The sequence below is a fragment of the Lysinibacillus sp. RC79 genome, assembly GCF_041262405.1.
Lineage (GTDB): Bacteria > Bacillota > Bacilli > Bacillales_A > Planococcaceae > Lysinibacillus.
In genome coordinates, this window is the sequence record NZ_JBGCCD010000045.1 from 23,196 (window position 1) to 42,150 (window position 18,955).

Sequence of the window (18,955 nt, forward strand, 5' to 3'; positions counted from 1 at the left end):
ACGGCTAACTGACCTGCATCGGTAAAAACGCCACGTCCTGTGGCATTACCGAAATGACCGACATCGTGTCGGCCCTCACGCAGGCCTAAGCACAAAGCCGATTCCAGACGCAATTATGCCGATGCATAATTGATTAATCTCCTCGTCACTACGTTCCTGCGGGGCTTTCAGCGCAAGCTAATCCCGCAGGAGTCGCCACACTCCGTGAAAAATCAACAGCTCCTCAACAACAGTATGAGTAGGCAAGCTGAACCAAAAGAGTATAGCTTTGATTAAACTATCAAAAAGATCCTGCTTATTAGGAATGTTTGATTATTTTCATCTAAGTAAGCTCTCTATAGATGAAAAAAAGGTGTTTCGACGCTCCTCATAAAATTTATCGGGGTCTCAAGATTAAATTTCATTACATCTTTACGCATTTAGGAATAGCGTTTTAGTTAAAAGGGACAATCCAGTAAGAATTGGATTGTCCCTTTAAACTATTGTTCTTTTCGCATAATAAAGCTTAAATGTCTGCCAGCCTGTTTATCTTGACGGTAGGAAAAACCTTCTGGGCTGAGATATGTGCATGTTGAATCAATCGAAATCTGTTTAGTTGGGATACCTGCAAGCTCACATTGTTTTTTGACAGTTTGTTGATTATCGATATGATATTTATTTGTTTGTGTATTGTAATACATAAAGTCCTCAGCATAGCCTAGGTTATGGAATTTTTCATAGACATCTGCATCCACCTCAAATTTCTGCTGACTAAGTGCCATACCGATTTGTATGTGAAAATCTTGTGGATTACAATGTTCATGCTCCATCAAATGTTGGAAAAGCTTTAATGTCACTTCCTTGACAGTCCCTTGCCAGCCTGAATGCACCACGCCAATAAGGCCATTGACTTCATTATAAAAAATGACAGGTACGCAATCGGCTGTAAAACTACATAAAAGTAAATTCGGCTCTAATGTATAAAGGGCATCGGTATTACTAATGGCAGTGTCCATTTGCTCAGCGCCGCGTCCTTTATCAGAAATCGTGACTTTATGGAAATTAGCACTATGTGTTTGTTGAGTGCAAATAAAATGATTTAAGTCACAATGTAAAGTAGCTGCTAATTTTTTTCGATTTTCTAACACATCTGCTTCATTCACACATGTATGCAGTGCCATATTGTTGTGTTCTAGCTCGATGTCATCCTTTAAGGTAGTGCCTGCGATAAATTGTGCGTTATCAAAATAAATTTTAGTTTTCATATCATCACCTCGTCTTACTATATATGATTGGTTAATGAATGTATAGGCGCTTACTCTTATGATTTTTAAGATCTTGAGTATTTACATATCCTTTCTACTTTCTTTTGACATAAAGAATAGATTTCATCATATAGTATGGAAAAATGATAATTAGAGGGAAGGAGTTTGTAAATATTAATCAAGAAAAATTCATACTGATCAGCCAATTCGGCATGTGGATCTTTTGGATTATTACATATATATTAATCATCAAACAAGGAATAAAGGATAAGAGATATGGGATGCCTATGGCTGCGATTTGCGCCAATATTTCATGGGAATTTATTTTTTCATTTATGTATCCGCTAAATGACTTGCAGAGGATCCTTACTTTCCTGTGGTTTCTTTTGGATATCTTCATTCTGATGCAATTTTTAATTTATGGTTATAAGGAGTATAAAAAAATTATTCAGAGAAAAGTATTCTATTCATCTTTTTTCATAACACTCGTAGTAAGCTTTTTCACGATATTAGCGATGATGCATGAATTCAAAGATACGGCAGGCATATATGCAGCATTTTTTCAAAATCTGATGATGTCAGGGCTTTTTATCGCTTTATTCATACAAAGAGGGAACTTAAGTGGACAATCAATGGGCATAGCTGTTTGTAAAATGGTCGGTACTGCGCTTGCAGCAGTTTGCTTCTATTTGTATTTTAGAACACCATTGATTACTATAATCTCGATGGCAATCTTTATTTATGATTGGATTTATATAGTATTAATCTATAGGTTTTATGTGAAATATGCAAAATAAAAAATTCCCTTCATCTATAAAAAAATTGCACTCTACAAAGTCACTCATCTTTGTAGAGTGTTTTTAACTTCTTTCAGCAGAAGTCTCCCACTTCTATAGGTGGTGAGATGAATGCGAATTGAAGTTACTTTTCAGCGGGTGTCCAAACACCTGTACCTGTCACTACGCTTTCGGTACAAAAAATATTTGTAGCTGACGCTTTGCTTTCGCTACAGAAAACATTGCTGAAAGAAGTTAAAGCCTCCGGCGGATGTCACGGAATCGGTAAGGAGTTCTTTGTGCAAGCACAAAGCCGCAATTATGCCGAGGCATAATTGATTTTAAAAACAAATAAAAATAATGAAATGAAACACACTATCAGCAATACACGAATAAGATGTCTCTGTAGTATGACGATAGGGTAGGTGAGGTGTTTTATGTTGAAAAAGAAGTGGATGACCACACTATGTATAATATGTACAATTGGGCTAGTTGGCTGTCAGGGGAAATCTACGGATGAGAAAAAACAAGAACAACAAATTCAAGAGTCAGAACAAAAAGCTGAGGATTTAAAAAAGCCTGTTACTTTTGAACAACAACAAACAAAGCCTGTCGTTGTTGAAATTGTGGACCCTTCTACAAAAGCCATCATTCAAACAATATCACCGCAAGAAATGGACTATGAAAGTGATAGACAATCGTATACAAAACAAATTGAGCAATTAGCAAAAAAATTAGCGAGAGGGAATGAAAAAACAGCCGGCTATGATAATCGTATGATACTCGATAAGCTGGACGATCAAGGAAAAGTAATTAAAGGGAGTCCTTTAATTGTTTTAAAAGAAAGTGAATTAGTAGAGAAAATATTAGAAGTATCAGCGACCGGTGGTAAAGTGGAGATGCCTCTTTATATTACAGAAAGCGGGTATTATTTTGAAGATATTCCTTCTTTAGAAAACGTAGTTGTTGCATCTTATACAACTTACTTCAATGCCCATGATGTAGGAAGAAATAAAAATATTGAACTTTCTGCGAAGGCAATCAACAATGTTATCGTTGGAAGTGAAGATTATTTTTCCTTCAATACAGTCGTTGGACCAAGGGACGAAGTAAATGGTTTTCAGCCTGCACCAGAAATCATCAACAAAAAAGTTGTGATGGGCATTGGGGGAGGTGTTTGTCAAACGTCCTCAACCTTGTTTAACGCAATTGATCAAATACCAGTAAAATTTGTAGAACGTCATCACCATTCTTTAGATGTTGGGTATGTTCCAAAAGGAAGAGACGCTACAGTTTCCTATGGTGGCTTAGATTTTAGATTTCAAAATACAACTAACGTACCATTTTTAATTAAAGCTACCTATAGTAAAAATGCTCTTACAGTTGAGATAAGAACAGCAGAAAAATATGTAGAAATTTTGAAAAAGCCATAGTAGTTTTTTTGAAGACACTTATGCTAAAGGTGTCTTTTTTTAGGTGTCATGCTATAGTTAAATTGAGGTATTTCAGTATAATTATGTTATGAGGAAGGGGAAAATAATGCATCCGAAACTACAGGCAGCAATAGATTCTATTGATTTTTACCAGGTAACATATCCAGAAGATGCTTGTGTTATAGTTGCTGATACTGAGAAAGTCATTGCCTATAAGCCAGGTAAACAAGTGGACTTAAAGATTAAAGTTGGTGATCCTGTAGTGAAGTATCGTGGAACAACAACTGAAAAGGCTCTTAGCTCAGGAAAGTTTATTAGGGAAGAGCGAGGTTCTGAAGATTTCGGAATGGCATATATTGCCTCAGCACAACCTATTTTTGATGGTGGGAAAGTAGTTGGTGTGTTAAGTGCCATTATTTCGAATGAAAAAATGGATGGTATGCGTTTATTAGCGATAGAGCTTTCTAGTTCTGTTGAAGAAATGACCGCAACGAATGAAGAGTTAGCAGTAGCAAGTGTAGATGTATCAAATCGCTTGGAGGAGCTATCCAACTTTTCGGAATCAATGACTGGAGATATTCAACAAATCAATACGATTGTTAATTTAGTAAAAGATTTAGCCATGAAATCTAAAATTCTTGGATTAAATGCTTCCATTGAGGCTGCTCGCTCAGGTGAGCATGGACGGGGCTTTGCTGTAGTAGCATCTGAAATACAGAAAATGTCTCAAAGTAGTAATGAAAGTGCCAATAGCATTACGAATCAATTAGAAAGCATTAAACAATCTATTGATCAAGTCAATGAATCAGCAAATCAAATCGCAGCGTTTACCCAGCAATTTTCTGTGAGTATGCAGGAATTAACCGATACTTATAAAGGAATTAACAGCACAGCAGAAAAATTAATGTATATTAGCGAGGTAAAAGCCTAACATATAAAAGGATAATAGCAATTTAATCGCTATTATCCTCTACATTTATATGATATTTAAAATTTCTTGTGGTGTAGCAACTTTGTATTCGGGTTCCTCTTGTTGTACAACTTCAATAGCGTCATATCCCCAACCAACCCAAATAATAGGCACTCCTACTTTTTTACAGGCTATAATATCTCTTTGCTCATCACCAATGTATAAAACTTCTGATGGTGTAATGTTTGAGTCTTTTAAAAATTTCTTCATTACTTTATCCTTTCCAAAAATACGGTTTGAGCAAAGAACATTTGATATACACTGAATGCCGTTCATTTTTAGAAATTCTAAAATGTTCTCCTGTGAATTGGAGGAAATAATAAGGATTTTATAGCCTCTTTTATCAATATCCATAAGGACTTCTTTAATACCATCATAAAGATGAACATCATTTAATGACTGACGATACAAGCGATAAAACTGTGGTAAAATCATGGGCAATTTATACATAGGAAAGTCGAATAATTTACTACGTTCCGCTATAGATAATTTTTTCAATGCTTCGATTTCCTTTAGCTCAATTCCTTTAAATTTATATTTTAGCGCAAGTGTATTCCAAGCTGATGCAAACACTGCCGTAGAATCTGCCAATGTTCCATCAAAATCAAAGATAATATATTTCATGACTAATTTTCTCCTTTATAATCTAGTTGTAAAGACGTTTTTTTCTTGAAAATGTTACTGCCTATCCATAAAAAAATGGAATGATTATACAGGATATGAAACAGCGTATTATAAATACCCCTTGATGAATAATTTTTTTACAGCGCAAATATTTTTTCAGGTTCTTTGGTAAATATTGTACCGAAAAATGCGTTGAATTCAATAACGAAATCATCTTTTAAATTTTTATTTAGTTAATGGACAAAAAAGTACCTGTCATCCGTTGTTTGAGTTGGGTGACAGGTACGACTATTAGGAAGCATCTTGTGTTGTATCTCGTTTTTTTGTTAAATAATATGCATTTACTGAGGAAGTAATAGGAATGATAAGTGCGATTCCAATGCCTGCGCAAAATATCATGATAATTTCAGTCACAAATATTTTAGAATTTATAATTTCGCCAATTGAATAAGACAAATCTTTAAACCATATGAGCAAGCTTAAATATCCACCAAAGAAAGCGAAAAATAATGTATTTGTATCTGTACCTAAAATGTCCTTTCCTATGCTTACACCTGATGTAAATAATTTTTTTCTGCTAATTAATGGGTTATGGTGAAGAATCTCATGCATGGAAGTAGCAATGGAAATGGCAACATCCAAAATTGCACCAATCGTACTCATAATAATAACGGATGCTCCAATTTGCACAAAATTAACTCCGATATAAAGTGAAAATATGCTAATTTCTTCTGCGGACTCTTCCCCAAATCCTCTAATCATTGATTTGTCCGTTACAAAAACAATGAATAGTAATAAAATTACAATCGTAATCATCGTAGAAATGAAAGCAGTCATCGTTTTACTGCTCAATCCATTTATAAAAAATAAGCTAATCCAACTTATGACGGTACAGGCTATGAACGTTAATAAAATTGGACTATTCTTTTGATTGGTCATTAAAAAGATAGTGATAAAGAGTACTCCAAAGTTTAAAAATAAAGATAGAAAAGATCGTACTCCTTTTTTTCCACCAATAGCGATCATCAATATGAATAAAATGGCAGTTAACCATACTAATACATTCATTATTTTGCCCTCTTTCGATTAATGAAAAAAATAGAAGTGTAAAGACTAATCGGAATCGTTAAGACAACACCGATTCCACCTGCTAGGGCTCGAGCTAATTCTAACGAAAGGTTCATGGAGAGTGTTTGCCCTAATGGATAAGAATTTTTTAAATATAAAATTAACATAGGAATTGAGCCACTAATATAAACAAAAAACAAAATACTTGTAATCGTTCCCATAATGTCTTTCCCAATATCCATCCCTGAGGTTCTCAGTGCTTTGTCAGAAATATTTTGGTTTTGCTCAAATAGAGCGAACATTGAAGAAGCCATTGTAATGGAGACATCCATTACAGCCCCTAATGCTCCAATAAATAACCCAGCCATAAAAATCACTCGATAAGGTCGCGTTAAAAATTGCATTTCTTCATATCGAATTCCATTCTCGTTTGTGATCCACAGAACTAAAGCGCTAATTAATAAAGAAATAAATGTTCCGATGAGTGTTGCAACAATCCCTGCATATGTTTTTTCATTCAAGCCGTTAATGAGCATTAAAGAAATAATCGTAAATAAAAGAACACATACCCCACTTATAAATATCAAATTTATATTTGAATGCACATATAAATCCAAGGAGAAGGATAATACAAGAGAATTTACAATTAAACTAATGATTGAAAATAATCCTTGTCTTTTACCAACAATCAGCAAAGCAAAAATAAAAATCCACGCTACTATCAAGACGAACTGATCACGTTTTACGTCTAAAATAGTCCCAGTTAAATCTCCATTTTTGTCCGTATTTGCTTTAATGGAAACAAATAATTTATTCCCAACATGGTACTCTTGGTCGAAGGCACCAGATACTGAATAGTCATTTGTAAAATGAATAAGCTTCCCTTTTTCTTCACCATTTTTTAATACAGCTGTAATAAGTTGAGTATATAAATGATCTTCATTTTCATACATATCCGTTACAGGGCTTGATTCTTTTAATTCCGTTTTTATAACTTCAGCAATTGGACGATCATAAAATGCTTCATTGTGATAAACGAAAAAAACAGAAGCGATAAAGCAAATTGCGATAAAGGTATAAAATATAATTTTGTTATAAGACTTTTTCTTCAAGATGTTTTGCAATAAAAAAACCTCCAATGTGAGAAGGGAATCTAATCATATTCGTTGCGTTCATTGTTAGAGTTGACACGAACAATGACTCACAATATCATTATGATTTTTTAACTTCTTTCAGCAGAAGTATCCCACCTCTATAGGCGGTGAGATGAATGCGAATTTAAGTTACTTTTCTGCGGGTGTCCAAACACCTGTACCTGTCGCTACGCTTTCGGTACAAAAGACATTTGTAGCTGACGCTTTGCTTTCGCTACAGAAAACATTGCTGAAAGAAGTTAAAGCCTCCGGCGGATGTCACAGAATCGGAAAGGAATTTTTTGTGCAAGCACAAAGCCGATTCCGGACGCAATTACGCCGAGGCATAATTGATTGTCAAGCAGATTAAAAAAGTGCCATTATATAGTAACGTGCTAATTGAATAGAGGTTCCTTTATATAATCGAGGCTAAACTGGCTTTTAAGTTAGTTATAGCATAATTAAATTATTGTTATTCATTGAGAAGTTTATTAATTAAATCACTTATGAGAAATATTATGTGCATAGTCGTGTTGATTAGGAAAATAGTGGTTTATTATTAATCAATCAAAGGTTTTATTGTTGATTTTTTGATTATGTACGACCGTTTTTAGCTGGTTGTAATAGAGGAAGCGGCTCCGTCACTCGCCCGCAGCGGAAATCGGCTTCTTCCAAATAAAAGGGGTAAGTAACACACCTCATTTGGCTCAGATATGCCAATGAAACGAGCGAGACAGCCATTTGAGCTTGTACCTACCTATATTTATTTAGCCTCCGATGACTCATCCTTCGTTACTGGTCAAGTACTACATGTGAATGGGAGTGTAATGACGGAAACTTAGGCAATTAAGGGATTTGTGTTCTTTAACGTTTTGTGATAGATTAGTAGATACTAAATTCGAAAGGAGGTAAAAGTGATGGAAACTGTATTCGCAAAAGGCTTAGCAGAAAAAGAGGTAAAATCTTACATGCTTGGTGGGGATTTGCTATCAAAGGGAGAAGTCTGCCCTTTTTTAAGCAAATTTCATATCGAAAACAGATTCCGGAAGCTTTTGCCTTCTTATTTTAACAATTGTAGTCATTAATTTTTGACGAACTTGTATAAATATATTTATGCAATTATGGCGCCGGTTCTGTACGGCGCTTTTTTACGTTCCATTGTGAAATATAAGGAATCTTTCCCTTACTTGTAGGGTTTTTTTCGCACTTTTAAGGCGCCGTTCTTCGGCGTCTTTTTGTGTTTTAAAGGAGTGAAAAGAGATGTGTAACCTTATATGTCCATTCATCTGTTAAGTGTCTTTAGCTTTGCAAAAGAGATGGTCAAAATCTATAAGGAGATTAAACAAATGATACTTCAATTGAATGGAATTAGTAAAAGTTATTTGGGAGATCCAGTTCTGTCAAATATAACGATGAAAATTGAGCGAGGAGATAAAATTGGCCTCATTGGTGTTAATGGGGCTGGTAAATCTACATTATTAAAGATAATTGCGGGAGACCTTCCTTATGATAATGGAGAGCTCTACATCGGAAAAGGCATTAAAATTGGTTATTTGCGTCAAGACAGTGGGTTGAAACTAGACAATACAATTTGGACTGAAATGTTAGAAGCGTTACCTGACCTTCTTGAGGTTGAAATAGAACTTCGAGAGCTTGAAAAGAAGATGAGCGAACCGTCGTTCATAGAAAATCCTAAAAAAATTGAAAAAATTATGGATCGATATGCAATGAAATCAGAATGGTTTATGCAGCATGGTGGCTATGAAATGGAAGCTAAAATTAACAGCATCCTTAATGGCATGGGCTTTGAAAGTACGTCAAAAAATACCCCTATTCATCAGCTAAGTGGTGGACAAAAAACTCGGCTTGCACTAGCGAAAATTTTACTGGAACAGCCAGATTTACTAATGCTAGATGAACCGACAAATCATTTGGATTTTACAACATTAAATTGGCTTGAATCGTATTTACGCTCATACCAAGGTTCCATTCTTGTCATTTCGCATGATCGATATTTTTTAGATGCACTTGTTAACGGTATTTATGAGATTGAGCGAACAGAAGTCAGGAAATATGTTGGCAATTACTCTAAGTATGTAGAAAGTAAAGAAAAAAATCGCAACTTGCTTGAAAAAAAATATGTCTTGCAACAGCAAAAAATTTCGAAAATGGAAGACTATATACAACGCAATATTACTATGGCTACTTCTTCTAAAAGTGCAAAAAACAAAAGAAAACAGCTTGAGAGAATAGAACGAATTGAGAAGCCTCTAAAGGATTTAAAACATACACAGATGGCATTTTCAATGGAAAAAAACTCTCATAAGGAAGTGTTAAAGGTACGAGATTTATCGGTTTCCTTTACGGTAGAATGCGAGCAACAACCGCTATTAAAAAATATTAATTTTCAGCTACATCGTGGTGATAAGGTTGCATTAATTGGTCCGAATGGTGTTGGAAAATCAACACTAATAAAGACGCTGTTAAAGGAGATTAGTCCGGATAGTGGTGTTATCACTTGGGGGAACGATGTGACGGTAGGTTACTACGATCAAGAGCAATCGAATTTACACCCAAATAACACCATTTTACATGAGGTCTGGAGTATGTACCCGCACATTGAAGAAGCTAGAGTTCGTACTGTTTTGGGGAATTTCTTATTTACTGGTGAAGAGGTCTTTAAAAAGATATCTACCCTCAGTGGAGGTGAGAGGGCACGAGTAGCTTTAACGAAACTCATATTGCAAAAAGCTAACGTGCTTATTATGGATGAGCCAACTAATCACCTTGATTTATTTAGTAAAGAAGTATTGGAACAGGCTCTTTTGAATTTTGAGGGAACACTTTTCTTTATTTCGCATGATCGATATTTTCTTAATAAGCTAGCACACAAAATGGTGGAGCTTTCTCCAACTGGCACGAGTATCTTTAACGGTAATTACGATGATTACATGAAAATGAAATTAAACTAAGGGCCATAACATGGAAAGGCAAAGAGGACCACCTATTAAGAAAATATTTGTGATTACGTAATAAAATATAAAAACGGAAAGAGGAAGAGAATATGACAAATAATCAAATTGCAGTTATTACTGGATCAGGTAGTGGAATTGGTAGAGCAACTAGTATTAAATTTGCTGAAAATGGCTATAAAGTTGTGTTAGTTGATTTTAACGAGAAAACTGGAGAAGAGACCCTTAAACTAATTCAACAAAATGGAGGTGAAGGAATTTTTGTTAAAGCGGATGTTTCCAAAGTAGAGGATGTTCAGAATTATGTACAGCAAGCGGTAAACACATATGGCTGTATAGATGTATTCTTCAATAACGCTGGCATTATTCAAAAATTCGCACCATTTACAACGGTAGAATTGGAAGAATACGATCGTCTTATGGATATCAATGTAAAAGGTATTTTTCTTGGCATGAAATATGTCATCCCAGTAATGGAAAAGCAGGGTAAAGGGTCGATTATAAATACTGCTTCATCGGCAGGTATTCGTCCAGAACACAGTATCGCTGTATACTCCGCAAGTAAACATGCAGTAATCGGTTTAACGAAAGGGGTAGCGATCGAGTATGCAAATAAAGGTATTCGTATTAATGCTGTGTGTCCAGGTGGTATCGTTACACCATTATTCCATAGTGTTGGTGAAACACTTAAAAAAACAGGATACGTACCCGAAGAAATGTCACGTGTACGTATGGGACGCCATGGTGAACCAGAAGAAGTAGCAGAAGCGGTCCTATTCTTAGCTTCAGATAAAGCAAGCTTCATGGCTGGTGCTGTTGTCTCTGTTGACGGTAGTTTGACTGTATAAATTTAACTTCTTTCAGCAATGTTTTCTGTAGCGAAAGCGTAGCGACAGGTACAGAAGTCTCCTACCTCTATAGGTGGGAGAGATGAATGCGGATTTAAGCTACTTTTCATCGAGTGTCCAAATACCTGCTGAAAGAAGTTAAAGCCTCCGGCGGATGTCACGGAATCGGAAAGGAGTTCTTTGTGCAAGCACAAAGCCGATTCCGGACGCAATTATGCCGAGGCATAATTGATTTGTCTTTGGAACAGTCACGCCTTTGGTCTTTATTAATGACCAAAGGTGGTGGCTGTTTTTATGTAGCGAATGTGAAATGAATTAGAGAAAAAAATTTTATAAACAATTATCTGGATAATAAAATAAAATAGTGTTATCGTAAGAAATAGCTAAATAAAAATATCCTTCGGGGTCGGGTGAAATTCCCAATCGGCGGTGATGAAGAAATTCAAAGTCCGTGAGCGTAAGCTGATTTGGTGCAAATCCAAAACCGACAGTTATAGTCTGGATGGGAGAAGGGTAAAAGTGTGATCTTTTTAAATTCGTTTGAGTTTATAAGGTTTATTTGAGTATGCTTTTATGTTAACTACTTCCCATCGTTTAATGGGAAGTAGTTTTTGTTTTATTTAGCTAAAAATTGAATAGCAGTAGTTCTTCGGGGTCGGGTGAAATTCCCAATCGGCGGTGATGAAGAAATTCAAAGTCCGTGAGCGCAAGCTGATTTGGTGCAAATCCAAAACCGACAGTGACAGTCTGGATGGGAGAAGAACGATGAGATGACAGCCTATGGAAAAATTTTATATCCATAAGGTTTATTTGTTGACGTCTTATGTATATGAACTCCCAAACCCCTTTAATCTAAGGGGTTTTTTGTTTGAACGGAAATTATTAAATGAATGAAAGCAGGTGAAAAAATGTTTACAGGAATTATTGAGGATATTGGTACTGTAAAAACCATGCAAAGCGATCGACAAAGTATGAAAATTACCGTTATGTCAAAGAAAATGGTAGAGGATGTAAAGCTCGGGGACAGTATAGCGGTCAATGGTGTTTGTTTAACAGTGATACATTTTAATGAACAAGAGCTAACGATGGATGTAATGCCTGAAACAGTGAGCGCAACAAATTTACAGCAGCTCGCAGTTGGAGATCCGGTAAATTTAGAGCGCGCTATGTCAGTTAATGGACGTTTCGGTGGTCATTTTGTATCCGGACATGTAGACGGGGTAGGGAAAATAGTGCGCAAGCGGCCATTAGCAAATGCAGTCTATATTGATATTGAATTATCAACGGAGTTAACGAGCTACTGTATTCCAAAGGGCTCCATCACAATTGACGGAACGAGTCTAACACTCTTTCATGTCGAGGAAAACGGTGTCACAGTATCACTGATACCCCATACTTACAAGGAAACCATTTTAGGTAAGAAGAAGATTGGTGATCTCGTCAATGTAGAAACCGATTTAGTTGGAAAATACATTTTGCATCAACTTAAGTATGGACAGGAACCACCGACCATCACAAGAGACTTCTTAGCACAAAATGGGTTTTAACCAACATATTTGAACAGGAGGTGGCGATATTGCTACATTCAATTGAAGAAGCAATAGAGGATTTAAAACAAGGTAGGATGATTGTTGTAGTAGATGACGAGGACCGAGAAAACGAAGGGGACTTACTAGCTCTTGCGGAATTTATGACACCGGAAACGGTTAACTTTATGGCGACCTATGGAAGAGGTCTTATTTGTACACCGATTTCACAGCAGCTTGCACAAAAATTAGCATTAAAGCCTATGGTTAATATTAATACAGATAATCATCAAACGGCATTTACCGTTAGTATAGATCATGTTGACACAACAACTGGAATTAGCGCCTTTGAACGGGCAATGACTATACAAAAAATGCTAGAGCCACAAGCAAAAGCTGCGGATTTTCGTAGACCGGGCCATGTATTCCCGTTAATTGCAAAGGACAATGGTGTATTAGAGCGTAGAGGACATACAGAAGCAACAATTGATTTGGCCAAGCTGTGTAATAGTATTCCTGCGGGAGTTATTTGCGAAATTATGGGCGACAATGGCAAAATGCTACGCTTTAATGACCTCGTTAAATATGCAGCGCAACATCATTTAAAAATGATTTCAATTGAAGCATTAGCAACATATCGTCGTCAACAAATAATAGAAGAAAACACAATGACATTATAAAAAAGGAGAAAAGAACAATGGGTAAAAAATTTGAAGCACAATTAATTGGTACGGATTTAAAAATAGCAGTAGTAGTAGGTCGTTTCAACGAATTTATTACAAGCAAATTATTGGACGGTGCATTAGATGGTTTAAAGCGTCATGGTGTGGATGAGAATTCTATCGATGTAGCATGGGTTCCTGGTGCATTTGAAGTTCCATTCATCGCAAAACAGTTAGCTGAAACAAAGAAATATGATGCAATTATTGGATTAGGTACAGTAATCCGTGGCTCAACAACACATTATGATTATGTATGTAATGAATCAGCAAAAGGAATTGCAAATGTGTCATTAACTACAAATGTACCTGTTATTTTTGGCATTGTTACTACTGAAAATATTGAACAAGCGATTGAACGTGCAGGGACAAAATCAGGAAATAAAGGCTATGACGCGGCAATGTCTGCTATTGAAATGGCAAATTTAAAGAAGATGATTGGATAAATCTTTCCTAATAATAGTATGGAAATTTCATAGGGAATTATTCTGAGAAAGCATTTTTAACATCAAGTATCCTTGAATATTTTTTAAAAGAATGGGGAAAATATCCGTAAGTGTATTTATGTTATTACTCATAAATGTACTAATTTGGAGCTGGATCAGTAGGAGATGAGGAATATTTCATCAATGGAACAAGAGTTAAATTTGAAATCTTTGAAGTCACTATTTCAACGCTCTGCTGATGTGATATTCCAAGAGTATTTCTTTCAGCAACATAAAGTACATTTGATAAAATGTGAAGCGATGATTAATGAGCGGTTACTGCAGACCGTTATTGTGCAACGAATTCAGTCATTATTTACTGCAACATCGGAGGAAATGTTAGAAGAACATATACAAAACAATTTACGCGTTCCTCATCTTCAGAAAATATCAAGTAAAGATGATGCCATTACAAGAGTTTATAAAGGACATGTTTTACTCTATTTTGAAGATATGAATTTGCTGTATTCAAGTTATATCGCTAAAAAACCGAATCGGGAGCCTAAAGAAACAACTCTTGAATTAGTTGTCAAAGGTCCGAGAGATGATTTTATTGAGGATGTTTTTATTAATATTGCTTTATTACGAAAACGATTACCTACTAATTCATTAAGTGTTGAGACGTATGAACTTGGTAAACGATCCAGAACAACTGTGGCTGTACTTTATTTTGAAGATGTCGTAAATCAAAAGATGCTTGAGAAAATAAAATTACAGCTGCAACGAATTGATACGGATATTGTATTTAGTGGGGATTTATTGATGGAAAGAATTGAGCAGAGTGCCAAAATTCTACCTAAACATGATTATACTGGACGTCCTGATTTTGCTGTACAAGCTTTAAGTAGAGGGCGCATTATCATCATAGTTGATGGTGTATCATATGCCATCATTATCCCTGCTAATTCAATGTTACTTTTTAAAACTGGTGAGGATAATGAGTATCCGATTATTGTAAGTTCAATGGAGCGTTTACTACGAATTATAGCTATCTTAATCAGTATACTTTTACCAGGTTTTTGGCTAGCACTAACAACCCACCATCAAGAGCAATTGCCATTCATCCTATTGGCAACAGTTGTTGAATCAAGAATGGGGCTTCCATTTCCAACTATTCTTGAAATATTAATGATGCTTTTTATGTTTGAATTATTTCGAGAAGCAAATATACATCTACCTAATGTTATTAGTGGTTCAATAAGTGTTGTCGGGGGATTAATTATTGGAGACGCAGCCATTAAATCGGGTGTTACGAGCCCTTCCATGATTGTAGTTATAGCTACTTCAAGTATTGCAGCTTTTACACTCGTCAACCAATCTATTGTAACAGCAATGAGTATTCTCAGGTTAATCATTGTTTTAGCATCTGCCTTTTTAGGGTTATTTGGATTTTTCGTTTCGGTGTTTTTCATACTTCTTTATACTGCAAATTTACGAGTATTAGGTGTTCCTTACTTAAGTATGGGAGCAGATTTAGATTGGCAGGACATTAAAAGATCTTTAGTTCGCTTATCTCCTTCAGGTTATCGTAAGCGACCGAAATTTTTAAATGTACAGGATGATACAAAGACATCGAGTAGGAAAAAATAAATTAGCATGTAGAGATCAGGCTTTTATAGGCCTGATCTTTTTTGGCCTTTTTTCACTTGACCTTATATTTACTTGAAGCTTTACGATGAATATAGAAAACCAATTACATTAGGTAAGGAGAGAAAAGCAATGAGATCTTATGAAGAATTAATCGTAGAAGTTATAAATGTAAGGGGCAGTTACTATCAAATTGGGCTTCAGCAAAGTAAAGAACTACTGTCAACTTCTCATCCAATACAGAATGAATCTCTGAATTTTAAAAATGTCCAAATGGCAAAACAACTACTACAATTTCATTCCCCTAGTCTTTTGCAAGAAATGGAAGGTTTGGCCGTTGGATTAGCTCAAACGTTGGATTCTGTCATTGATATATATAGTGGCTATAATATTACCTTTCCAGAAATGGGCTGTACATCTTTTGTGCAAAACGGAAATTATATTAGAAACTATGATTTTAGTCCAACATTGTATGATGCAAGACTTGTATTTTCTAATCCAATGAATGGATATGCAAGTGTTGGATTTAGCCAACAAATTATTGGTAGACTGGATGGAATGAATGAATATGGGTTGGTTGTCGGTCTGCATTTTGTCAATAGTAAGTACTATGGTGAGGGTTTTATCGCTTCTACGATTGTCCGAATATTGTTAGAACAATGTGAAAATATTGAAGAAGCTCTTAAATTAATTAGAGAACTCCCACATGGTTATTGTTACAATTATTCAATGACAGATCGAAGCGGTCAATCTATAGTAGTAGAAGCTTCCCCACAGAAGCAAGAATCAAGATATGGAAATCCATTAATTTGTACGAATCATTTTGAAACAACTACTTTGAAAGAGAAAAATAAGAAAAATATTCAAGGGTCCGTCAATCGAAAACATTTTATAAATAATTTAATAGAAAAGAATTTGACTACAATGGCTGCTTACCGACATTTTAATAATGGAAATTCTCCTTTATTTTTTAAACACTATCAAGAATACTTTGGCACATTACATACCGTAGTTTATTCGCCAAAGCTTCTAGAAGTTATAGTTGGAATAGGAGAGGACGCAGAACCGATAACAATTTCTTTTAAAGATTATTTGGACGAAGCTCTAACGCTTCCTAAAAGGTTAAAAGGTTGGATTGATCTAAACAACAATGATGGAATGGAATAAGCAATATATAAAAAGGAGGGGGCATGATAAAATGCTTCTCCTTTTTAGTTTACTTTCTAGGGAAGGATTATTAAACTAATGGTTGCGACTAGAACGATATTCCGCTCGAAAAATAAAAATTGTTTTAGAATTTTATTAGTTCCTGACAGACTTCTTCAACGTCAATAATGGGAAGGAGTTAGCCCAAAAAGTAAGTGGCGATAAATGTGGGGTGGTAATAGTCAAAACTGGCTTAGGATGATAAGATAAGAACGAATATTTTTATTTAGAGAGGCGAAGAAACCTGAATCGTATGCATTTACCCAAGCCGGTTCCGGACGCAACCATAAAAAAGAAGTTTACTATAGTATAATAGGAATATTGGATTGAATCGTTTCCCTAGTGGAGAGTATGACATGATGTTAACTTCGGCTAACGATTTTTGTATTTGATGCGAAAGCCAAGCCCAACTAAATTAAGGCATTATTCATGTCTATAGATGAGGAAGTACCAGTTAGTATGAAAACACGAAAAATAAAACTAATTTTATTACTATCAATTATCTTATTAATATTGTTTACAAGTTTAAACATCTTTACATCCTATATAAAAATGAAAAAGACCGTAGAAGAGTCAATAGCGAACCAAAGTCTGGAAGCGGCTAATTCTATTGCATCTTCAATTGATGTAGAGGCGTACAAACAATTTTTAGATAACCCCGAGAAAAACGATTATTATTGGCAATTAAGAAACTACTTAAATGATGCAAGAGTAAAACTAGGTGCCTTATTTGTTTATACATTAGAGATTCATAATCCAAAGGTATCCAAAGCAATGATTATGGGGTTACCAAGTGAAGTTGAAGGCTTTGATATCGGAATGGACTGTACAGTACCCGAGACACAAGTGCAAAAAGCTTATAATGGAGAAACATTTGCAACAGATGTAATACAAGATTCTGTATATGGCTCCTACTTAACTGTTGGTGCACCGATTAAGGATGAAACAGGGAAGGTTATTGCATACTTAGGCATTGATATTAGTGCAGACACATTAAATGACATTAAGGGAAAAGTGATCCAAGACAATCTTTTTATCTTTATTTTTAATGGTGTACTCATTTTAATCGTTATCGGCTCTGTTTTCTTCTTACAGAGATGGTATCAAAAAGAAGTGGCAGAGGAAGTTGGAGCGACAGAAGATACATATCAAGCAGAAATTAAAACTTTAATCAGTTCCGTGTCCTCTTTAAGACATGATTTCACAAATCATATACAAGTATTGCATGGATTTCTGCAATTAGACAAACCTGATCAGGCCAAACAATATTTATATTCACTATCCAAAGAGGTTCAGGCTATTAAGTCTCTCAAATTAAATATTGATCACCCTGGCTTGTCGATTTTATTACAAACGAAAAAACTAACTGCACAAAATCATAATATTGATATGGATTTTTCAGTATCACAGGATGCATTTAATAAAATTAAAACAACGGATTTAATCAAAATCTTGTCGAATTTAATAGATAATGCGATTGATGCGGCAAATGAATTATCGGAAGAGCAACGTAAAATAACAATTTGCTGTATAGCTGATGACAAGCAATATGAATTTAAGGTTACAAATACTGGACCAAATATTGTAGAAGCAGGGCAAATATTCAAACAAGGATTTTCCACTAAGAAACCAGGAAATGGTAAAATAAGAGGGCAGGGCCTGTTTATTGTAAATGAAATTGTCAATAAGTACGAAGGTAAAATTTCTATCGATTCATCCAAACATTTAGAGACAACGGCAATAGTAACCATTCCAATAAAGTAAATTTCTAAACTTCCTACAAAAAATTGTAGGAAGTTTTTTGGGTTGATAAACTATAAACTATTGTGAATTAAAATATGGCTCTTTGGCAAAGCGAGGGGTTGATTTCCGTTCCGGATGGGGCGCTTTCCTGGGGGCGTCCGATGAGCCGCTTCGCTTCGCTGCAGGGTCTCATCTGTGACGCTAATCCCCAAGGAGTCGCCCAGCCTCCACTACAATCAACCATCCCTCATAGTATGTATTTTATGGCATGTTACTTTAATTTATAGTGAAAAACGAAATGCGACATCAACAAATGTTTTATGTGCGAAAGCGAGTATCCTGAAACAGAAGTCACGCTCATTTAAAACGTCAAAAACATTCACAATGACTTCCTAAAAAATTTAGTTCGCCATTTTGAAACTTCCTATAAAGTCGAAAGTTTTTTTATCTTTATTGATTGAAGTTCGCGACCGGCGAAGTAAAAGGGTTTACCGGCGAAAGAGGGAGTTTTAGCGGCGAAGTAAAAGGGTTTACCGGCGAAAGAGGGAGTTTTAGCGGCGAAGTAAAAGGGTTTACCGGCGAAAGAGGGAGTTTTAGCGGCGAAGTAAAAGGGTTTACCGG

The 18,955-nt window shown here is 35.4% G+C and carries 17 protein-coding genes, 2 pseudogenes and 2 riboswitches; of the genes and pseudogenes, 14 read left to right on the forward strand and 5 right to left on the reverse strand.

What is annotated here, in order from left to right; translation table 11 throughout:
* Positions 1 to 479: 479 nt before the first annotated feature.
* Complete coding sequence (gene pgeF, locus ABH968_RS25800) at positions 480 to 1,244, reverse strand: peptidoglycan editing factor PgeF (RefSeq protein ID WP_370048613.1); 765 nt, start codon at positions 1,242 to 1,244, stop codon at positions 480 to 482.
* Positions 1,245 to 1,456: 212 nt separating this feature from the next.
* On the opposite strand from pgeF, the gene ABH968_RS25805 reads away from it, so the two are divergent.
* The 3 genes from ABH968_RS25805 (at position 1,457) to ABH968_RS25815 (ending at position 4,384) form a co-directional block, all read left to right on the forward strand.
* Positions 1,457 to 2,041, forward strand: coding sequence for a transmembrane-type terpene cyclase (locus ABH968_RS25805; RefSeq protein ID WP_483308130.1), 585 nt, complete (start codon positions 1,457 to 1,459; stop codon positions 2,039 to 2,041).
* A 419-nt stretch (positions 2,042 to 2,460) separates the two neighbouring features.
* Positions 2,461 to 3,453: a VanW family protein gene (locus tag ABH968_RS25810; RefSeq protein WP_370048640.1), complete on the forward strand. Its 993-nt coding sequence runs from the start codon at positions 2,461 to 2,463 to the stop codon at positions 3,451 to 3,453.
* 106 nt (positions 3,454 to 3,559) lie between these two features.
* Complete coding sequence (locus ABH968_RS25815) at positions 3,560 to 4,384, forward strand: methyl-accepting chemotaxis protein (protein WP_370048617.1); 825 nt, start codon at positions 3,560 to 3,562, stop codon at positions 4,382 to 4,384.
* Between the two features lie 45 nt (positions 4,385 to 4,429).
* On the opposite strand, the gene ABH968_RS25820 is transcribed toward ABH968_RS25815, so the two are convergent.
* From ABH968_RS25820 to ABH968_RS25830, 3 genes are all read right to left on the reverse strand, one after another.
* Entirely contained in the window at positions 4,430 to 5,047 is a 618-nt protein-coding gene (locus ABH968_RS25820) for an HAD hydrolase-like protein (RefSeq protein ID WP_370048619.1), read from the reverse strand.
* A gap of 291 nt (positions 5,048 to 5,338) precedes the next feature.
* Complete coding sequence (locus ABH968_RS25825; RefSeq protein WP_370048621.1) at positions 5,339 to 6,115, reverse strand: YibE/F family protein; 777 nt, start codon at positions 6,113 to 6,115, stop codon at positions 5,339 to 5,341.
* Positions 6,115 to 7,239 carry a YibE/F family protein gene (locus ABH968_RS25830; RefSeq protein WP_370048622.1) on the reverse strand — a complete coding sequence of 375 codons (1,125 nt, stop codon included), beginning with the start codon at positions 7,237 to 7,239 and terminating at the stop codon, positions 6,115 to 6,117. The genes ABH968_RS25825 and ABH968_RS25830 overlap by 1 nt, the downstream gene beginning before the upstream one ends.
* A 142-nt stretch (positions 7,240 to 7,381) precedes the next feature.
* Between ABH968_RS25830 and ABH968_RS25835 the strand changes: the two genes are divergently transcribed.
* The 11 genes and pseudogenes from ABH968_RS25835 (at position 7,382) to ABH968_RS25885 (ending at position 18,355) form a co-directional block, all read left to right on the forward strand.
* Entirely contained in the window at positions 7,382 to 7,618 is a 237-nt protein-coding gene (locus ABH968_RS25835) for a hypothetical protein (RefSeq protein WP_370048623.1), read from the forward strand.
* A 328-nt stretch (positions 7,619 to 7,946) separates the two neighbouring features.
* Positions 7,947 to 8,090: pseudogene (locus tag ABH968_RS25840) on the forward strand (SDR family oxidoreductase); the annotation flags it as partial.
* A gap of 75 nt (positions 8,091 to 8,165) precedes the next feature.
* Positions 8,166 to 8,333, forward strand: coding sequence for a hypothetical protein (locus tag ABH968_RS25845; protein WP_370048625.1), 168 nt, complete (start codon positions 8,166 to 8,168; stop codon positions 8,331 to 8,333).
* Between the two features lie 261 nt (positions 8,334 to 8,594).
* Positions 8,595 to 10,220: an ABC-F family ATP-binding cassette domain-containing protein gene (locus ABH968_RS25850; protein WP_370048627.1), complete on the forward strand. Its 1,626-nt coding sequence runs from the start codon at positions 8,595 to 8,597 to the stop codon at positions 10,218 to 10,220.
* A gap of 92 nt (positions 10,221 to 10,312) precedes the next feature.
* Positions 10,313 to 11,068 (forward strand): SDR family NAD(P)-dependent oxidoreductase, encoded by a 756-nt coding sequence (locus ABH968_RS25855; protein WP_370048629.1) that lies wholly within the window; start codon positions 10,313 to 10,315, stop codon positions 11,066 to 11,068.
* A gap of 392 nt (positions 11,069 to 11,460) precedes the next feature.
* Positions 11,461 to 11,586, forward strand: a riboswitch (FMN riboswitch).
* Between the two features lie 123 nt (positions 11,587 to 11,709).
* Positions 11,710 to 11,835: riboswitch (FMN riboswitch) on the forward strand.
* A 141-nt stretch (positions 11,836 to 11,976) separates the two neighbouring features.
* Positions 11,977 to 12,615 carry a riboflavin synthase gene (ribE, locus tag ABH968_RS25860; protein ID WP_370048631.1) on the forward strand — a complete coding sequence of 213 codons (639 nt, stop codon included), beginning with the start codon at positions 11,977 to 11,979 and terminating at the stop codon, positions 12,613 to 12,615.
* 29 nt (positions 12,616 to 12,644) lie between these two features.
* A pseudogene (gene ribB, locus ABH968_RS25865) lies at positions 12,645 to 13,238 on the forward strand (3,4-dihydroxy-2-butanone-4-phosphate synthase); the annotation flags it as partial.
* Positions 13,239 to 13,291: 53 nt separating this feature from the next.
* On the forward strand, positions 13,292 to 13,759 hold the full coding sequence (gene ribH, locus ABH968_RS25870; protein WP_370048633.1) for a 6,7-dimethyl-8-ribityllumazine synthase: 468 nt from the start codon (positions 13,292 to 13,294) through the stop codon (positions 13,757 to 13,759).
* Between the two features lie 183 nt (positions 13,760 to 13,942).
* Positions 13,943 to 15,388 (forward strand): spore germination protein, encoded by a 1,446-nt coding sequence (locus ABH968_RS25875; protein WP_370048634.1) that lies wholly within the window; start codon positions 13,943 to 13,945, stop codon positions 15,386 to 15,388.
* Between the two features lie 129 nt (positions 15,389 to 15,517).
* Positions 15,518 to 16,552 (forward strand): C45 family autoproteolytic acyltransferase/hydrolase, encoded by a 1,035-nt coding sequence (locus tag ABH968_RS25880; RefSeq protein WP_370048636.1) that lies wholly within the window; start codon positions 15,518 to 15,520, stop codon positions 16,550 to 16,552.
* A gap of 498 nt (positions 16,553 to 17,050) precedes the next feature.
* Positions 17,051 to 18,355, forward strand: a complete 1,305-nt coding sequence (locus ABH968_RS25885; RefSeq protein ID WP_370048637.1) for a sensor histidine kinase — start codon at positions 17,051 to 17,053, stop codon at positions 18,353 to 18,355.
* Between the two features lie 403 nt (positions 18,356 to 18,758).
* On the opposite strand, the gene ABH968_RS25890 is transcribed toward ABH968_RS25885, so the two are convergent.
* A partial coding sequence (locus tag ABH968_RS25890; RefSeq protein WP_370048638.1) for a hypothetical protein occupies positions 18,759 to 18,955 on the reverse strand: 197 nt, incomplete at its 5' end.

What these genes read in the sequence shown, in the direction of transcription:
- ABH968_RS25875 (WP_370048634.1), top strand. Translation starts at nt 13,943, where the DNA reads ATGGAACAAGAGTTAAATTTGAAATCTTTGAAGTCACTATTTCAACGC.
- ABH968_RS25885 (WP_370048637.1), top strand. Translation starts at nt 17,051, where the DNA reads ATGAAAACACGAAAAATAAAACTAATTTTATTACTATCAATTATCTTA.
- ABH968_RS25805 (WP_483308130.1), top strand. Translation starts at nt 1,457, where the DNA reads ATGTGGATCTTTTGGATTATTACATATATATTAATCATCAAACAAGGA.
- ABH968_RS25815 (WP_370048617.1), top strand. Translation starts at nt 3,560, where the DNA reads ATGCATCCGAAACTACAGGCAGCAATAGATTCTATTGATTTTTACCAG.
- ABH968_RS25855 (WP_370048629.1), top strand. Translation starts at nt 10,313, where the DNA reads ATGACAAATAATCAAATTGCAGTTATTACTGGATCAGGTAGTGGAATT.
- ribE (WP_370048631.1), top strand. Translation starts at nt 11,977, where the DNA reads ATGTTTACAGGAATTATTGAGGATATTGGTACTGTAAAAACCATGCAA.
- ABH968_RS25850 (WP_370048627.1), top strand. Translation starts at nt 8,595, where the DNA reads ATGATACTTCAATTGAATGGAATTAGTAAAAGTTATTTGGGAGATCCA.
- ABH968_RS25835 (WP_370048623.1), top strand. Translation starts at nt 7,382, where the DNA reads ATGAATGCGAATTTAAGTTACTTTTCTGCGGGTGTCCAAACACCTGTA.
- ABH968_RS25820 (WP_370048619.1), bottom strand. Translation starts at nt 5,047, where the DNA reads ATGAAATATATTATCTTTGATTTTGATGGAACATTGGCAGATTCTACG.
- ABH968_RS25880 (WP_370048636.1), top strand. Translation starts at nt 15,518, where the DNA reads ATGAGATCTTATGAAGAATTAATCGTAGAAGTTATAAATGTAAGGGGC.
- ribH (WP_370048633.1), top strand. Translation starts at nt 13,292, where the DNA reads ATGGGTAAAAAATTTGAAGCACAATTAATTGGTACGGATTTAAAAATA.
- ABH968_RS25845 (WP_370048625.1), top strand. Translation starts at nt 8,166, where the DNA reads ATGGAAACTGTATTCGCAAAAGGCTTAGCAGAAAAAGAGGTAAAATCT.
- ABH968_RS25825 (WP_370048621.1), bottom strand. Translation starts at nt 6,115, where the DNA reads ATGAATGTATTAGTATGGTTAACTGCCATTTTATTCATATTGATGATC.
- pgeF (WP_370048613.1), bottom strand. Translation starts at nt 1,244, where the DNA reads ATGAAAACTAAAATTTATTTTGATAACGCACAATTTATCGCAGGCACT.